General features: G+C 39.3%; 9 protein-coding genes. All 9 read right to left on the bottom strand.

What is annotated here, in order from left to right:
* Position 1: 1 nt before the first annotated feature.
* Positions 2–1726: a DUF5108 domain-containing protein gene (locus tag DXB58_RS01420; protein WP_122135710.1), complete on the bottom strand. Its 1725-nt coding sequence runs from the start codon at positions 1724–1726 to the stop codon at positions 2–4.
* A 17-nt stretch (positions 1727–1743) separates the two neighbouring features.
* The gene (locus DXB58_RS01415) at positions 1744–3285 is read right to left on the bottom strand and encodes a RagB/SusD family nutrient uptake outer membrane protein (RefSeq protein WP_122135668.1); all 1542 of its coding nucleotides are present in this window, start codon (positions 3283–3285) and stop codon (positions 1744–1746) included.
* Between the two features lie 13 nt (positions 3286–3298).
* Positions 3299–6556: a TonB-dependent receptor gene (locus DXB58_RS01410; RefSeq protein ID WP_122135667.1), complete on the bottom strand. Its 3258-nt coding sequence runs from the start codon at positions 6554–6556 to the stop codon at positions 3299–3301.
* A gap of 20 nt (positions 6557–6576) precedes the next feature.
* Positions 6577–8838 (bottom strand): fasciclin domain-containing protein, encoded by a 2262-nt coding sequence (locus DXB58_RS01405; protein WP_122135666.1) that lies wholly within the window; start codon positions 8836–8838, stop codon positions 6577–6579.
* Positions 8839–8872: 34 nt separating this feature from the next.
* Positions 8873–9451, bottom strand: a complete 579-nt coding sequence (locus tag DXB58_RS01400) for a hypothetical protein (protein ID WP_122135665.1) — start codon at positions 9449–9451, stop codon at positions 8873–8875.
* Between the two features lie 18 nt (positions 9452–9469).
* Positions 9470–11137, bottom strand: a complete 1668-nt coding sequence (locus DXB58_RS01395; protein ID WP_122135664.1) for a polysaccharide lyase family 1 protein — start codon at positions 11135–11137, stop codon at positions 9470–9472.
* A 183-nt stretch (positions 11138–11320) separates the two neighbouring features.
* A complete protein-coding gene (locus DXB58_RS01390) occupies positions 11321–12433 on the bottom strand; it encodes a hypothetical protein (RefSeq protein WP_122135663.1) in 1113 nt (370 codons plus the stop codon).
* Between the two features lie 69 nt (positions 12434–12502).
* Positions 12503–14932: a glycoside hydrolase family 88 protein gene (locus DXB58_RS01385; protein WP_369906963.1), complete on the bottom strand. Its 2430-nt coding sequence runs from the start codon at positions 14930–14932 to the stop codon at positions 12503–12505.
* Between the two features lie 303 nt (positions 14933–15235).
* Positions 15236–16546: a glycoside hydrolase family 28 protein gene (locus DXB58_RS01380; protein ID WP_074556772.1), complete on the bottom strand. Its 1311-nt coding sequence runs from the start codon at positions 16544–16546 to the stop codon at positions 15236–15238.
* Positions 16547–16768 lie beyond the last annotated feature (222 nt).

Genomic DNA, 16768 nt, shown 5'->3' with positions numbered 1-16768 from the left:
TTTATTCGTCAAATATGGGTTCAAATTCTAAATAATCTAAGTATATACGATAATCGGATTTATCACTAGCAGCAGGGTCTGTCAATACCAGTCTGAATGTGTGAGTAGAGTTTTCTGTAAATTCTATCTCATCATAAATCACATCTTCATAACATCCCAACTTGTTGCTTTTGAGAGTAGTGGTTGAACTGGTATACGGTGCACGTGTGACTGAATGATCTCCATCAAAGCTGAAAATCATTTGTCCTCCGTTACTTCCGCCGCTTTTTGTTCTGATAAAATCCATAGATGTAGCATAACCAAAGTGTAATGTTACTTTGTACTTTCCCTTGATGATAGACGGTGTTTCCATTGAAATCCAACCTGTATTACCAATGTTCAACATTAGAAAGTCATAATTGCGGGCAGTTTTCCAGTCATTATTCGTCCGGGTAGTAAAATAGGTAATATTATAATATTTATCAAAAGCTCCTGATGGATTCTTTAGTTCATATTCATAACAATTGAGTTCTGAGATGTCGCATTTCTTCTCTGCCGTTCCAAATGATTCCTGAAATTTAATGCCCTCCTCTCCATGACCGTCTGCAATCCAGTCTTTGATAACAGAGAAATTACATACATCAAACAATACAGTTTCCGGTTTTACATCCGCAATCGGCAGGTAAGTGGAAACTTGATGAATATAGCCATTCTTAGCTTGCAAATTACAAGCGTCTTCCACAAAGACAGCTTTGTTTGCTTCGTCCTGATAGTTCAAGTAAAATTTTCTATCTTCCTCTTGGCTTATTCTTACCACATTTCCTTTACACGATGTGTTCCATATCTTAGAAGTCGCATTTTCACTGTCGAAACTTTGCAAGTTGTTCAAATCATAACTTCCGGTCAGGATGTGATAGGCTACATATTTATACAATGCATTCTCCGGATTACTATAGTCGCTGCTTGCTCCCAACAGTTGTGCTAAATCAGCCAGACTATTGACACCTGTATCATGAAAAACATCATCCGTTACAGCTAACAGTGTGTAATTGCGTTTCTGCTTGATAGTTTGTCCCTGATCATTTTTCAATTCATCATAGATAATGTCCAACTCTGCTCCCCATCCCGTCGCATCTAAAGCGGATTTCAAGAGAGTGTAAGGACGTCCGCTTTCGGATATCCGGGCATATACGCTTTCAGTAAGCGGAGTTAACGTATTTCCTAACACATATACGTAACCGTTGGATACCGGATTTGCAAATTCAAGCACATGGGCTTCACTGTTCAGATAAACGGACCGCATACCACCACCGCCATTTTCCGCACTTCCGAATGATACCATCAAAATATCGTCAGAAACAGTTTTCTTAGCCAATGCACCTTCCTTCTCAATAAAAGTTGCTTGATTAATGGTGTCTTGTATAATATGATAAGACACCAAATTACGTGCATATTCCGTTCCCAATTCTTCGATGGAAGAAACCCCTCTCCGAGTGTAAAACTCCTGTACAGCTGTATTGTTGGGAACAAAAAGAGTGAAGCGCTGGGTAGCCTGATTCACCGCATTGTATAAGTCCGCATATTTCATGATGTGAATCCATTCGGAAAAGTCTTCCGACCTGCTGGATAAATAAGTTGCAGCAGGCTGTGTATCAAAGACCACAAAAGTGTCTCCGTCATACGGATCATTACAAGCTGCACATAAAACGATGAGCAGCATCCAGTATATTTTTTTCAGTTTTTTCATCATATATCGTTATTTAATTATTCATAATAAGGATTTTGTGTCAATAACGAGTTGTTGAATATATCTTCAGCAGGAATTGGCAGATACCAAGCATTATCGTTATCCAAAACAGAACTCAGCCATTTATTTTCCGCAGTAAGGTTATTCTCCATAATGATTGCTTTAAAGCGGGCTTTATACTTGAAGTTTTGCTGCTTACCGTAGCGCAATAGGTCATACCAACGCTTGCCTTCTGCTGCAAACTCCATGTCGCGTTCGTCCAATAGCATTTCCAATAACATTTCTTCAGTAGCTTCGTTAATATTGTCCGCACTGACTTCACTTCGTGGGTTTAGCTCTGAACGTTCGCGTATCTGATTAATTATAGCCAATGCTTCTGTCCAGTTAGCAGAACCGCCGATACGAATCAGTGCTTCCGCTTTCATCAACATTACGTCTGCCATACGATAGATGATATAATTGGCATCCAGAATGGTGCGTACAGCTTCCCGGTCGGCGACTCCCATTCCTGAATATTTCCAGATAATACCGTTGTCCGGATAGTTAGCATAAGCAGTACCTGCGAACGAGCCATAATAGGTGCGACTTATTTCATCTCCTCTATGTTGTGTGTATTCATCTATTAAGCGAAGAGTCATCGGCTCAGAATACATATAAGAGTCTATTGTAACATCAGTGCCATAGGGGAAAACCTTGGACGGGCTTCCACTTCCCTGCGCATAATTGGTTTCATCATATTGTATTTCAAAGATAGATTCGTTACTGTTACCGGGATAGAACATATTGAACCATTGTCCGGGTGTCGACATAAATACTGGTCGCATAGCGGCTGTGGCGTTGATCAGGTAATCAGCATAGGTGACACACTCTTCGTAATCCTCTGCCCAAAGGCAAGTTTCCGCCATCAGTGCGTACAATGCCCATTTGGTAGCACGTCCTTTGGTAGCCCATGTTCCGTCAAATGTTTCTTTGGCAGCATTGGTTGCCAACGCTGCACGTACATCACTTCTTATCAGCTCCAAAATTTCGGTTTCGGATGACTTGGCTACATCATTAGGCATGGCATCGTCTACGTAGGGTTCGGTAATCAAGGGAACCTCTCGAAAGTTACGTACCAGATACAGGTATGACAGTCCGCGTAGAAAATAGGCTTCTGTCAGATGTGAGTTCATCCTCGATTCATAATAACTCGCATCTTTGTCCATCACGGTTGGTGCATATTTCAACACAGCATTCGCCATACCGATCACTTGGTAGAAGGTACCCCATTGAACTGTTGATGTACTGGGCAACACCTGAAAGTTCTGAATCAGACCGGTTTTTGTTCCTCTGCCAGGGACGATGACGGAACTTCCTCTCAACTCTCCCCAATTGATGATATAGGGAACACAAGTACGTAAACGACTGTATCCCTGAGCGAGAATGGCTTCCACATCTTCGGAAGACTCCCAGTACATATCGGTAGATTGCTTATCTTTGGGCAGAACATCGAGCCAATCGCTGCATCCACTCACCAACAAACTTCCGGACAGTAACAATATAGTAAATATCTTTTTCATGTTCGTAGATCTTTTAAAAACTTAAATTAAAGCCGGCAACAAGTTGAATAGAAGCCGGTGTAGTAGCACTATCTGTGGCATATGTATTTTCGGTCTTCACTTCCGGATCCTGACCGGTGTATTTAGTCCAAGTAAAGAGGTTGTATCCAGTGACATATACATCAATATTGCTAAATCCCCAACGTTGAATTATTTTTTTCGGCAAGCGATAGTTGAACGACAACGATTTCAAACGCAGGTAAGAGGCATCTTCCACAAAACGGTCGGAACCCAGTGTGTTGTATCCTTCTCCATAAAGTGCACGCGGAATATCTGTCTGATCGCCTTCATTACGCCAACGTCTAAGGACAGCCGTACTTTGATTGTCAATTCCACGCATGGATTCATTATTCAGACGGGTAGAGTTGACTACGTCCTGTCCATAACGTCCGTAAAAAATAGCCGACAGCTTAAATTGCTTATAGCTGACGTTGACACCAGCACCTCCGGTGAATCTCGGATTAGAGTTACCTAAATAGACAATATCATATTGATTGATGACACCATCATGATTTATATCCTCGTAGAGAGCATCTCCGGGAGCTATGGTAGCTGTTCCATTCCGCATAACAATCGCGTTACCGGAAATATCTTTCATCACGTTGCCATCTGCATCACGTGCATACGTAGCATCTTTATTCTGACAAACACCTTTGTAGCGATAGCCGTAGAAAGAACCCATCGGGCGTCCTTCTTCTCTACGGTATGCATAGATGCCATTACCGAAGGTATAGTTTTCTTCGGTATAGTTATCCGGCATTTCCGTAATCTTGTTCTCGTTGTGAGCGATGTTAAAGTAGAACCCTACACGCCAGTCTTTATTTTCAAACGGGACGGCATCAACACGGAATTCCCAACCTTTATTCGTCATCTTTCCGGAATTCATGTAGCTGACTTCATAGCCATTTCCATAACCAATACTAGTTGGCATTTTAACTTTCTTTTGCAACAGATCTTTGATATATTTCTGATAGACATCGACCGTGAAGCGAAGTTTCCCTTTTAAGAAAGAAGCGTCCAGCCCTGTATTATATTCAGTGGTTGTTTCCCATTTCAGGCGATTGAGCTGCATGCTGCTCGGGGTAATGGCGCTCATATCCATGTAATTGTCTCCGGAGGCGTACGAACCCAGATAGAGCGAAGCGCCAGAGGCAGCATTCCCCGTCTGTCCTAAACTAAAACGAAGTTTAAACTCATCCATCCAATCGTTCGAAAAGTCCATGAATTTCTCATCTGCCAGATGCCAAGCGACACCGACAGTAGGGAACATTCCTAAACGTTCCGATTTACCCATAGTTGAGTTGCTCTCTAATCCCAAAGAAGCATTGACGATATAGCGGTTCAACAGAGTATAGTTCATTAAAGCCACACCGTTGATGCTACGCGTCTTAGAATCTCCAGAACTAATTTTACGTACGGCACTTCCGATAGTAGGATCGGCAAGACCGGAAGAAGCGTTACCGGAAGTTTCACTTCCATAACTGGATTTAGTCGTTTCCACAGTACGGAAGACACCGGTCGCAATAATGCTATGCTTATCATTCCAATTCTTACGATAGATCAACTTGTTCTCGGTATTGATGGTCAATTGGTCAGAAGAAGTATCTGTACTGCGGTTTGCATTACTGTCAGTCCAGGCAAGTCCGGTAGCTACTTGCGGCAAAAACATGCGTCCTTTCGTATTACGGATATTCATGTTGACATTACCCCAATAAGTTAGCCCATTCAATATGTTGTATTCAATGTTGAAATTCATCTTACTTTCCCGCTGGATAGTTTTGTTGACACTCTCATTCGCCATAGCAATAGGATTGTAATATCGACTTTTTTTGCTGTCAAAGGCCGGATCTAATGTGGAATTTTCATTGTGATTGAAATACTGTGAAGTATAATTTCCAGTCGCATCGTCAATATAGTAAGGAGATTTGTTTGGTGCTTTACGGAAAGCCTCTGTACGTACATTGTAATAATTATTATTTCTCGTAGACTGAACAAAAGAGAATTGCGTTGTAAAAATTAACTTGTCAGAAAACTTGTAACGTACGTTTAACGAGGAGTTCAAACGACTGAAATCGGTTCCGACAGTCGTACCGCCTTCATCCAGATAACCTAAAGAGAAACGGTAAGTTGCTCTTTCTCCTCCACCACTCATAGAAAAAGTATTTTCCCATGATTGCGTATTTCTACGTACTTCAGACAGCCAATCTGTATTCTGGTTATATTCGTCAAAATAAGTCCAGTCCGGCTGATAACCGATCTCCGGTGAATTGTAAAGCATCTGCAAATAGCTGGCAGAGTTAGCAAGACCAATGTAATTGGCACTATTCCACAGAGCATCGGAAATTAAGGCCGAGTATTGATTACCATCCAGCATCGGAATACTTTCCGGTTCAAACTTGGCGGAGAACTTGGAAGAAAAACTGAAACGCGTTTTTCCCTGCACTCCTTGTTTTGTTTTGATGACCAACACACCATTAGCACCTTTGGTACCCCAAACAGCAGTAGCCGCCGCATCTTTCAAAACCTCAATGGATTCAATATCTTGCGGTGAAATATTTAGCAAGGCACCCAAGTCATCATTGTTGATGGTCGAAAAATCCGTATTATCGTCAATCTCAGCCGGATAAGGTACACCGTCGACTACGATCAACGGCTCGGAATTGGCGTTCAGCGTACTTCCACCACGAATCTGGATAGAGGCACGTGCACCGGGGTCACCACCGCCTAATACAATGTCGACACCACCCAACTGCCCCTGCAGGGCATCTTCAATAGAAGTAACCGGAGCAATAGCTACCAAATCTTCCATATTGACTTTCTGTGTGGCAGAAGATTGCTCTCTAGAGCTGATACCCATGTCGTTACGTTCTATTCGTTTTCCCGAGATTACCACCTCATTGATAGACTGTGTATCGTCTTTCATGGTGACATTCAGCCTGGTCTGACCATTGTACTTGATTCGTTGGGTTTTCATTCCAATATAAGAAAACACGATGGTCAGATTATTTTCATTTGGTACTTTCAAGTTGTAAATACCGTCCATATTTGTGATAGTACCGCCTAATGAACGGTTTTGGGAATTAAGGATATTAACATTTACTCCCACCATAGGCTCTGCTGTCGCGCCAAACATCTCGGTCACTTTACCGGACAGGACTTTAGCTTGTCCAAAAGCTTCGCCGGCAGTTGTCGCGAATACGATAGCAATCAGTATGTATTTTAATAATTTCATAATCTCTATTTTTCTGTTAATCAAAAGACGTCATCAATCAGGTGGAAACAACCCTCTTCGTATGCGAACGGAAAGTAGTAATAGTCTGGAATCACATGACATTCTTTGTATCCTTCCAACTGGATACTCAGTGAAGTCCCGTTATCTGTATAAATCAGTTGTGGCACAGTCGCTCCTTCAGTTTCTGCTGTACGTTCACTCCAATAACGTCCACTCTTGAAATCAGATCCAATATAAGGATAAGAAGCTATCACATTTTGTTTGGCAGTCATAAAGTATGAGTTCAGATAGTTTGCCAATTTTGCTTTATCAAAGTCACCAGTCAACTCACCATTGGCATCAAATGAGGCATTGGTTGCTCCCGGAATCCTATTATCCAATAAAGCTTGTTTGATAGCTTCATTGGTAGGAATAAATGCGACAAACCGTCCTTTTAAGAAAATATTCATCAGTACTTGATTAGATATAATATCTGTTTGACGCAGTAATTGGGTAAAGCAGTAATACGGATAATTCCTGTCCGCACAAATAGCAAGATTGTAATTCAAGTCACCACTTTCTGCCATAAATAGCTGATTACAATCAAAGCTGTAGGCACTGCCGTTAGAACCGTCTTTCAGTTTCGTAAACGGGAAGAAGACCTCTCCATTGAATTGAGGATTCAATTGCTGATTGAAAATAGCATTACAAGTAATTTCTCCGTCCTTAACAAACCAGAAGTTCCAACTGGACTGCGTAGGGATTACTTTCATTCCATCCTCCGGTAATTTACTATCCTGGCCACTAGGAATGCTGGCAGAGTGTAAATACATAATATTCTGTTTGACAGAACTGCTGATTTCTGACCAACCATCATCCCCCATTTCTTCCAATCCTTGAGTACTATAAACGGTTCTAATACCTGAAGCATCGAATTGGTCCGCAGTGGGAACAAGCATAATATATTTCACTAAATTAGATGTGTAAGAGGATATCAGGGAAGACCCTCCCAATGCATAAAGGAAAGAACGTGCATCCCGATATTGGAACAAAGGTCCTACTACAGACGCAAATGCACTCGGCTCCTGAATCTCGTTCATTCCGTAGAGTGCACCATTCACACACATGATTTTTTCATTCAACATTGCCGGATTGATATTGATTGGCGAACCGAGTAAGGATTCCAGTTTTCCTGTTCCTATTTCTTCGGGAAATACCAATGAGCCACCATAGATAAACTGGTATAGAAAATAGTTAAGAGCCAGTGGATCAACCTCTCCCAATGAAGAGTAACCTCCGACTTTCCAGAAATTGTCGAAGAAATGATTAATGGCTGTGTTTGACGGTGCAAAGATGCTGTAAGCGGTAGCAGTCAATAACGTAAAATTTAGATAACTGCTTGTAGGCCATTCACAAGCAATGTTCGGCAGACTGTTGTGCTGATACTGATAAAGGGTATCTACCCCGTATGCGGCAGCATAGGAATCACTTAATGTATTATCGGCAATATATTCACCGAAGGAATCGTATAAATTGAAGAAGATAGAATATTCATCTTGTTTCTTCAATTCGGTATAAATTGTTTCCAATGGTTCAATCACCCGATCAATCGTATGAATATAGCCATTATTAGCAATTATTCCGTATTCTTTTACTGATGCGTTAGATACGTTGAATCCATTTTCTCCTGTCCAAGTAGAGTTAGGATAAAAAGCTTCGTAATTGCTCTTCGCATCAATACCTTTCGTCTGGAAATAGCGATAAGAGAATACCGGCAAATAGCGTTCCAAGTGGTACACCATAACAGAAGACCCTGTAGCAGTTGTCTCAATTGTTGGCGCATCACTGCTTCTTGTTCGGTGTTTGTAATACAGACCTGCTGCTACACTCTGCTCTTCTTCCGTTTCCGTATTTCCCGTCGGGCGGAAGTTTACCAGCTTCTCCTTATTATAAGAATAATAAAGAACGTGGTAACCTATTACTTTTTTTACCTCATCTACAGGCATGTCGTAAATAGTGGCATAACCTTTTTCGTTTAGATAGGATTGGAAAGCGCTATCGTCTGGTGCCATAATAGTCAGGATTGCTTTACCTTCAAGCATTTGCTTGAAACCGGCAATCTCAACTCCTTGCAGGAAGATGGAATAGTTTCCGTGTTCACTAGAACTTAATACTTCCCATGCGTTGTCTGCTACCCAGTCTGGCACTTCGTAGTGCTCGTCCATATTATCTTTACAGGCAGTAAAGAGTAATGGAATGCATAACAGCCAAAGCATTTTTCGTAAAAATGTTGCGTTTCTCATTGTTTAATAATTTATGAATTTCTAATATATTGCTTTATTCTTCAAAAAAAAGTTCGATATCTAATGCATACTCGTGCTCTGGCACATAAGGATAATCAACATCAAATTCAGCTTCAAAATCAGCGTTAGAAAGAGAACCTCCGGGTTCTATTCTATCTACAGTTTCGTCAAAAAAAATAGTACCCAACCCTGTACATTGTGATGCAACAACCATTCTACATTTTTTTATACCATAGTATCTTCCCTCATCAATCAACACTTTTACTTTTACGTGATGAGTTCCATAGGTTAAATCAAAATAGCTCCAAACGTATTCATCGTTTTTTAAAAGCCCGCCTAATGGTCTAAAATAATCATAATGATCATCTATCCATACAAAACATTGATCTATTCTATATGCCTCAGGAGTAGAATAATTGAATATATAATCCTTAAAAGAATTAGCATAAATATTTAGAATAGCAACAAAAGTGGTTGTATCTGTTTCTATGCTTCTCGTTTGCACTGACTTAGATTTGGTTGCCTCTATAAAATAGTCTTCATTTGTACACGAAATAGCAAAAAAGACAATACAGGACAAACAAATAGCTTTTAGAAATCTGTACTTTTTCATAATATGATTTATTATTAGTTATTCACCGTATGCTTCTTTCCAAGCCTTTTCATACTCATCCGGGAATTCAAGAGAAAGAGCATAGTTCTCAATCATTGTATATCCGTTCTCTGCAATCCGAACAGCATCTCCTGCATTATTTTTATTTAGCCCCCATTTATCCTCAAAATCATCGGGTATGCCGTCACTGTCCGTGTCTATCGGACCGGTTACACTGACTGCAAATTCAGCGTTCCAAATATTGGCCAGTGGATATTGACGTTCTATCGTCTGATTACGAAAAATCATGCCTTCAATTCCCAATGAGGTTAGTTCGCTAATCAAAAATTTGTCGACTGCATCCCGTTCTGGCAAAACAGGACCTACATTCTCCACCACCCAATAGTAAGCTTCTGTTGCACTGGTTGTAGAAGAAATGGTCGGATGTAAAGCATCCGGAGCACTTAATCGATCTATCACAGCACTACAATAGGTATTCCAATTGCTTTGCGTAAGTTCAAATCCGTTCAAAGTACCATCTTTATCTTCATCATAATAGTTGCCTACACAATAGGAAAAGAATGTACCCGTACCTCCACCACCGGTGAGTGGTTTGGCGGGATTCACTTGATATTTAACTTCATAATATCCGTCTCCGGATTTTCGACATTGCTCTTCATCACCAATAATACTTGGGTCTACATCTACTTCCGCAAAATTCTGCCATGTCCATGCCGGTCCTTTAATAAAGTAATTGTTTTCAATCACCGTATTGGAGGTTCCAGCGGATTCACCTCCTGCATCATAAGCTGTTCCATTTCCCCAGTTATAGATTATATTATTAACGTATTGATTCAGCCCTTTTACTTTAAAATTACGGGTCTTATTATCAATTAATAGATTTCGGAAAATAGTAATTCCGTCTTTTTCACCGGTTTGAATTAAACCTCCGCAAGAATGATTCTGGCATCCTTGTCCTAGAATTGAATTCTGCAATGTTATGTTATAGAGTCTTTCCGGCTGCTTATCATTATTGAGTGAGAAACATTCATCTGTTCCCCACGTGAAAGAACAATGGTCATAAATTTGATCATGACCGTAAGCTGCCCCTCCCGCATCTATATTATCACTGCTACTAACCTGCCGACCGGCACGCATACGCAAATAACGTACAATCACGTTGTCAGCATTGGTAGAAGACGTTCTGCCATTGTAGAGCACAATGCCGGGAGCGGGAGCTGTTTGGCAGAGAATCGTCTGATTATCTTTGAATACAAGCACCTCTTTATTCAAATCAATCAATCCAGATACATTGAATACTATGATTCTGTTTGACTGACTAACAGCATCTCTAAACGATCCAGCACCACTATTATTCAAATTGGTTACAACATAAACCTCTCGATTACTACTGGCACGGGCTCCTTCCGAATTTCTACCGTGCCCCACTGCTCCTGGAAATGCTGGCGCGTTATTGGCAAAGTTAGGAAATGCAGGACCAGAACTTGTAGAACCACCACTTTCTTCATCCTCCAAAAATGAACTGTGAGGATTGATGGCAGGGTCTGCATCCTCCTCATCTACAGGTTCTTTATCTACACAAGCCGCTAGCGAGGAAAGCGAAAACAAAAAGAAATATAAAATGCTTGTTAAGCATCTCACGGCAATTGGATATGCCTTTTTTTGAAAAGTTGCTGTGTTTCTCATTTTATATATAAAAAAATAATTAAGAAATACTTATTTGATTAATAAATTAAATTCAAACCTAAAAAAATTGTATATCAGTTATCAAGTATACTTGATTATTTTGCTATTTACGCAATCAGTAGTTGAATATCTATTTTAATATTGATCCCATCTTTATACGTAAAAATCAAGATTTTTTAGTTATTAAGGTACAATGCCCCATTGTGATGCATAAGCATCCTGAATTTCTTTGGTATTGAAACATACAATCTCAATGTTGGGATAATAATCGATAGTAGCATCTATCCTAACTGAAGATTCGTCTAATTCATCCATAGGATACCATTCTGAATATTCTCCGTCATCCCATTTTACTCTATAATAAGCTGAATACCAAGATACTTCTGTTTCACCAATCATTGTATCAATATTCGACTGTAATTTAGCCCATATACCTGTTATTAAATATAATTCATATCCAATATCATCACCATTAGGTAATCTTACCATTTTATGCCAACTTACATTATTAATAACCATTCCATTTCTATCTATAGAAAGTTCTTGTTCACAATACCCTTTATAACAATATTCCTTTTGAGTAGAATTATATACAATTCCAAGAACAAAGTCAATATAAGTTGGCTTAGCTGGTTCAAAAATGGATTCCCATTGATAATAAGTATAAACACTAACGTTTCCGTTTACATAAGGACCTGAAGAACCATCGTCGTATGTTTCATCATAAAATCCTAATGTAATATCTAATGTATAATCATTGTTTTCAGCATAAGGAAAATCTACATCAAATTCAACTGTAAAGGCTGAATTTGTGAAAGAAGAATCTGCTCTTTTAAGAATAACTCTATCGTAAAGCACCATACTTGCTTCACCGTTCTTTAAAGTTACCAAAGCATTACATAGTTCAATCGGATATATATATGATTTACCATCATCAATTTCTATATTCAATTTAATTCGATGTTTTCCGAAAGGTATCATAAAACTACCTTTTACATTTTTTCCACTTTGTGGATAAAGGCATCTAGTATGATCTTCCTGATTATCAATATATACAAAACACTCATCTACATGATCACCTGTATTATACTGATAATCAAAATAAGGTTTTGTAAATAAATTCAGATTAACCATACATGTATTATCACTTGCCTCGTCACTTAAAAGTCCTTGCTGCGCATCTCTTTGCATCAATGCAGTCTCTTCATATTCCATAAAGCCATTACCATCACATGAGATAACAAGCAAAGGAATAATTAAAAATAACATCGATTTGATAATTTGTTCTTTTTTCATGGTACTACATTTTATTAGTTCATTAATTGAAACAATAGTCGAAAATTTCCTATCATTTCTACTTCTATATTATTTGTTCAGTTCAATACATCCCATAATGAAAGGGCCTGTTGCTTTAGCATCATTATCTCTCATTTTCTCTCCTATATAATATTCGAAACTGCCATCCCGATAAGGCTTACCACCTAATCCACCTACTTGGCAACATTTGGTTAATGTCAATGTTCCGTCCGGATTTGAAATCAGCAGTTTATCGCACAGACCTTTAAAAGCCTTTTCTGCAATGGCACGATACCGACTATCAATGTATCCCTTGTTCACAGCTTTCATATAGGCATACATACATTGTGTTGTAACAGAAGCTTCCGGGAAATTGCCTGTACGTGAAGGTTGGTCAATCACCTGATACCACAAGCCGTTTTTATCCTGGTATTTTGAAAGAGTTTCCGCTAAGCCCTTCGTCCATTTAATCATATCAGCATAACCTGAATGATCTTGGGGAATATATTCCAAAGCATCTACCAAAGCCATAAACCACCAACCGATACTACGTCCCCAGAAATTTGGGGAATGACCGGTTTCCGGATCAGCCCATCGCTGACTCCGATCCTCATTCCATGCATGATAATAAAGTCCAGTCTTGGCGTCATAAGTATGTTGATGGCAGAGAGTGAACTGTTTAACAGCCTCATCAATCCATTCCGGATGATTGAATTCAGCTCCATATCGAGCCATAAAAGGAGAAGCCATATACAATCCATCCAACCACATCTGATAAGGATATATTTTTTTATGCCAAAAACCTCCATCTGTTGTACGAGGTTGTTTTTTCAATTGATCTATCAAATTCTCGATAGCCAATTTATATTTCTCCTTTTGGGTTTCATTGTATAAATCAAAAAGAACTTTCCCGGAATTGATATAATCCAAATTATAGGTTTCTTTCTTATATAAATGAATATCTCCTTTATCATCTATCAAAGAATCAGCCCATGCTTCCACATAATCAAAGTATCTCGGGTCTCCTGTTTTCTTCCAAACCTGTAACATTGCGCAACAACCTACACCTTGCGCATAGCCAAAATACAGGCGTTTTCCATGATCCAACTGCCAAGCTTCTGGAAAACGGCGAATTTCCGAATCGGCAAATAGTCGATAATAAGTGTCGGGAGCAAAAGTATCTGTACGGAAAGGAACTGCCGGAAGTCCGGCTTTATTAAACAGATTCACTCTAAAGAAAGTCCCATAACCGTAGCGTACAGCTACAGGTACAGAGACATAAGTTGAAGAAAGTGTGATCGAACTTCCATCAATTACGGCTTCAGCCTGATAAAACCGCGCATCACTACCAGCAATAAAAAATCCTTTTACCGGTTCATTGCCAGGTGTCTGCAGGCCACCTTCCGCAAAATCAAAATCTAATGTAATTTCTCTCCCATTCACTTTCATAGATTTGTAGAGAGGTCCTGAATAAACAATCTTTTTACCATATTGCTTTGCTAATGCCCAAGCTGCCAGCCGTTCGCCCGGTGCAACTTTATTTCGTGGATGTATGTCTGTAGAATCGGCTGCATCCGTCACTACTGCCATACCAATGTTCTCAAGTCCACCTAACCATGTTTTTAATTGTGCTTCACGAATACCTGCCGGTTGTTTATAATGTGGTGCAATCTGTACAAAATAGAATGGCATATCCGGCTGATTCCACTCTTTCCGCCAACTATTTATCAAATTAGTAAATACTTCCTGATATTTCTCATAGCGAACAGAGTTAGACTCTCCCTGATACCAGATATTCCCTTTTACAGTATATCCTACTATAGGAGCAATCATACCATTCCACAATGTAGCCGGAATCTTGCACTTATCTTTTTCCCTACTCACCTTTTCCTTTGAATATTGTTTTAAGACATCGGCATACAGCGGATTATTTTCCATCACTTTCATGTTTGTCCAGGATTCGGCATGTGTTCCTCCCCAAGTAGACTGAATTAAACCAACCGGTGTACTCAATTCCTTATACAATTTACGCCCAAAGACAAATCCTATAGCAGAAAAGTCTTTTAGATTCTCCGGACTACAAACCACCCATTTTCCAGTACAATCCTCTTTTTCACCATCAGGTGCCATCTGATGTTCTACATGAAACAGACGGATTTCCGGAAAATCAGCATCTTTCATTTCTTCCGCTTCATTCAACATTCCTGTTTTCCATTTCACTTGCGGATTACGAGCTACTGGAAATTCCATATTTGACTGTCCGGTACAAAGCCAAACTTCACCTATTAATATATTATTGATATGAATCTTATTATCACCTTTCAATATCACAGACTGTCCGGAAGTGGCTGCCGGTGTTTGTATCATCAATTCCCAATGACCGTTTTCTGAAGTAACCACCTTATATTTCTTATGATCCCATGAAGTCTTTACCTGGATTTTCTCTCCGGGACGCGCTTTTCCCCAGAAACGTACTTTCGCATTTTGCTGAAGTACCATACTATCTGATAATATGGAGGGAAGTTGTATATCTGCATAAATTCCCAAAGGGAAAAAACAGATCAATAGCCACAGACAAAAAATAATTCTACAGAATTTCATTGTATTTTATAGTTTTAGATTCAATGTTTTACTAAATAAGTACATGTCAAAGATACCGTATTACATGACAGAATTAAAGAAAAGGAATATGGAGAATTCGACTTTCTTATGTAAATTCATATGCGTACAGCCTATCAGACGTCGTTTTTGTACAATTTTACAGGCCATGTACAATTTTCCAGTCTTTCTGCCATTCTTTTTTTAATTCACCTTAGTTATTTCAACCTTTCTTATGATGAGTGAATCAATTATGTTTTCATCTATCTTCACATCCTTTTTCGCCTTGATAGCCAGATTGTCGAAACAGAAATTGGATAATTTGTACTGATTTGATTTCTCTACAGCAAAAAAGGAATCGCAATCCAGGCGAATATTACGCATCGTTATATAGCTGGAATATGAGACCGGCATATCTTTGCGATCTTTCAGATCATAAAACTGTGTCCATGGAGCAATAAAGATGCAATTGCGAACATTCCCTTTTATGTCTTCAACCAAGATGTACTTATACTGTTGAGGAGTATCCGGACGCATTTTCAACCATAAAAGGCGTTTAGCCTGATCCAAATCACAGCGCCGGAGAATTATATTATGATTATAGATTGACTCACTTCCACAAGTCAGCACTCCGTGACAAAATCCGAAAGTACAGTCTTCAATAATAATATCACAATTGCCACCATTATCGGGATCTTGATCCGCCCATGGTCCTTTCCCGCCTTTTAGAGCAATCGCATCATCATTGACAGACATATAACATCCCTTAACCAGTACATTTTTACATGCATCAATATCAATAGCATCTGTACTGGGAGCTTTTACAGGAGAAGAAGGAGAATAGATATGTAAATCCAAGAGTTTTACACTATCACACTTATAAATGTGAGTCGTCCAAAACGGAGAGTTCACCAGCCGTACATCAGAAATCTGTACGTTATTACTATGGGATATATGAAGCAAACGGGGACGTAATTCATCCATATTAGTACATTTAGGAATAACCCGCCGCCGCAACCAGAATGATTTCCAGTATCGTTCACCGTTTCCGTCAATCGTTCCTTTCCCGGAAAGAGTAAAACCATCAATCTTATCAACATTAATCAAGGCAGAAAAGTATTTCAGATTCTGTCCTTCCATCCGTGTTTCTATTACAGGAAAGTTGCTAATATCATCACTGCCTTTTAATATAGCCTTTGATTCCAGATGTAAATGTGTTCCCGGTTTAAAGAAAAGTGCACCACTAAGATAAGTACCCTCCGGAATGACAACAACTCCCCCACCATTGTCGGATGCCAAATCTATAACGGTCTGGATTCTTTCAGTTTGTAGCAGTGTACTGTCATTCACTACTCCATAATCTGTAATCAAGAATTTCTTTCCCATTATACTGATATCAGTTTTCTCATTTTGGTAAAACCAATCCGGTATCATTTTACCATCGGGAAATTTCTCCTGACTAAATAGTTGTAAGCTACAACATGCCGCTACTATTAAAATTGCTGATTTTATCATTTTCTACTGCTTATTACTTTTTCTGCAAAAGTATCGCATCTGCCCATTCACCCCAAGCTTAAGGATATGGAGATATTGATTTTCTTATGGAGTTCCATGCAAAAGCCTCAAATACGACTTATTCGTATACAATATTCCATATCCGGATACACTTTTCTACATACCTAAAATCAGTACAGTTTCTCCGTCTCCTAAATAAAAAGCGCATCCTCTTTATAAAAG

It is taken from the genome of Bacteroides sp. OM05-10AA, from assembly GCF_003439055.1.
Lineage (GTDB): Bacteria > Bacteroidota > Bacteroidia > Bacteroidales > Bacteroidaceae > Bacteroides > Bacteroides intestinigallinarum.
The sequence above is the reverse complement of the archived record's forward strand: the minus strand, read 5'-3'. Positions and strand labels throughout refer to the sequence as shown.

What these genes read in the sequence shown, in the direction of transcription:
- DXB58_RS01410 (WP_122135667.1), bottom strand. Translation starts at nt 6,556, where the DNA reads ATGAAATTATTAAAATACATACTGATTGCTATCGTATTCGCGACAACT.
- DXB58_RS01400 (WP_122135665.1), bottom strand. Translation starts at nt 9,451, where the DNA reads ATGAAAAAGTACAGATTTCTAAAAGCTATTTGTTTGTCCTGTATTGTC.
- DXB58_RS01385 (WP_369906963.1), bottom strand. Translation starts at nt 14,932, where the DNA reads ATGGTACTTCAGCAAAATGCGAAAGTACGTTTCTGGGGAAAAGCGCGT.
- DXB58_RS01405 (WP_122135666.1), bottom strand. Translation starts at nt 8,838, where the DNA reads ATGAGAAACGCAACATTTTTACGAAAAATGCTTTGGCTGTTATGCATT.
- DXB58_RS01390 (WP_122135663.1), bottom strand. Translation starts at nt 12,433, where the DNA reads ATGAAAAAAGAACAAATTATCAAATCGATGTTATTTTTAATTATTCCT.
- DXB58_RS01380 (WP_074556772.1), bottom strand. Translation starts at nt 16,546, where the DNA reads ATGATAAAATCAGCAATTTTAATAGTAGCGGCATGTTGTAGCTTACAA.
- DXB58_RS01395 (WP_122135664.1), bottom strand. Translation starts at nt 11,137, where the DNA reads ATGAGAAACACAGCAACTTTTCAAAAAAAGGCATATCCAATTGCCGTG.
- DXB58_RS01415 (WP_122135668.1), bottom strand. Translation starts at nt 3,285, where the DNA reads ATGAAAAAGATATTTACTATATTGTTACTGTCCGGAAGTTTGTTGGTG.
- DXB58_RS01420 (WP_122135710.1), bottom strand. Translation starts at nt 1,726, where the DNA reads ATGAAAAAACTGAAAAAAATATACTGGATGCTGCTCATCGTTTTATGT.